We start from the raw sequence: 757 nt of genomic DNA on the forward strand, positions 1-757 counted from the left end.
GAATATGGCGCGGACGACATTCAAGTGCTCGAAGGGCTTGTGGCAGTTCGCAAACGGCCGGGCATGTACATCGGGAGCACCAGTTCTTCGGGGCTGCATCATTTGGTATGGGAAATTGTAGACAACGCGGTGGATGAACATCTCGCCAAGTTTTGCTCTCGCATTGATATTACAATGCATAAGGACGGTTCCGTTACAGTATCAGACAACGGGCGCGGTATTCCTACGGGAATGCACAAAACGGGAATTCCTACGCCTCAGGTTGTATTCACCATTTTGCACGCCGGAGGTAAGTTTGGCGGTTCGGGATATAAAAAGTCCGGGGGTCTGCACGGTGTAGGTGCGTCTGTAACGAACGCTCTTTCGGAATGGCTTGAAGTAGAAATTTACCGGGACGGCAAGATTCACCGTCAGCGGTTTGAATATTGGCAGGACAAGAAGGGCGTGGAGCATGTCGGGGAACCGACCACAGGCCTTGAAGTGCTGGGCAATACTAACAAGACGGGCTCGAAAATTACATTTAAACCGGATATTCGTGTTTTTCAGGCAGGCATTCATTTTAACTACGATACGTTGGCTGAGCGTCTTCAGGAAATTGCTTTTCTAAATTCGGGCCTTCGTATTCAACTTAAAGACGAAGGCGGCTAGCAAATGAAGCACAGCCTCTGGCAGATCGCCAAATCGGTCGACCAGTTCATCTTCCAGTTCGGAAGCCTCGTCAAAGGTGCTGACCGCTGCAACCTTTTTATAAATCTCA

At 49.7% G+C, this 757-nt stretch carries 2 pseudogenes; one reads left to right on the forward strand and one right to left on the reverse strand.

Annotated features, from left to right (window positions below):
- Positions 1–639: pseudogene (locus GRP75_RS28530) on the forward strand (ATP-binding protein); the annotation flags it as partial.
- Here GRP75_RS28530 and GRP75_RS30705 read toward each other — a convergent pair.
- Positions 625–757, reverse strand: a pseudogene (locus GRP75_RS30705) (TRCF domain-containing protein); the annotation flags it as partial. The pseudogenes GRP75_RS28530 and GRP75_RS30705 sit on opposite strands and share 15 nt — an antisense overlap.

This window comes from Paenibacillus sp. OT2-17 (assembly GCF_009827695.1).
In the GTDB taxonomy this organism is placed as follows: domain Bacteria; phylum Bacillota; class Bacilli; order Paenibacillales; family Paenibacillaceae; genus Paenibacillus; species Paenibacillus polymyxa_B.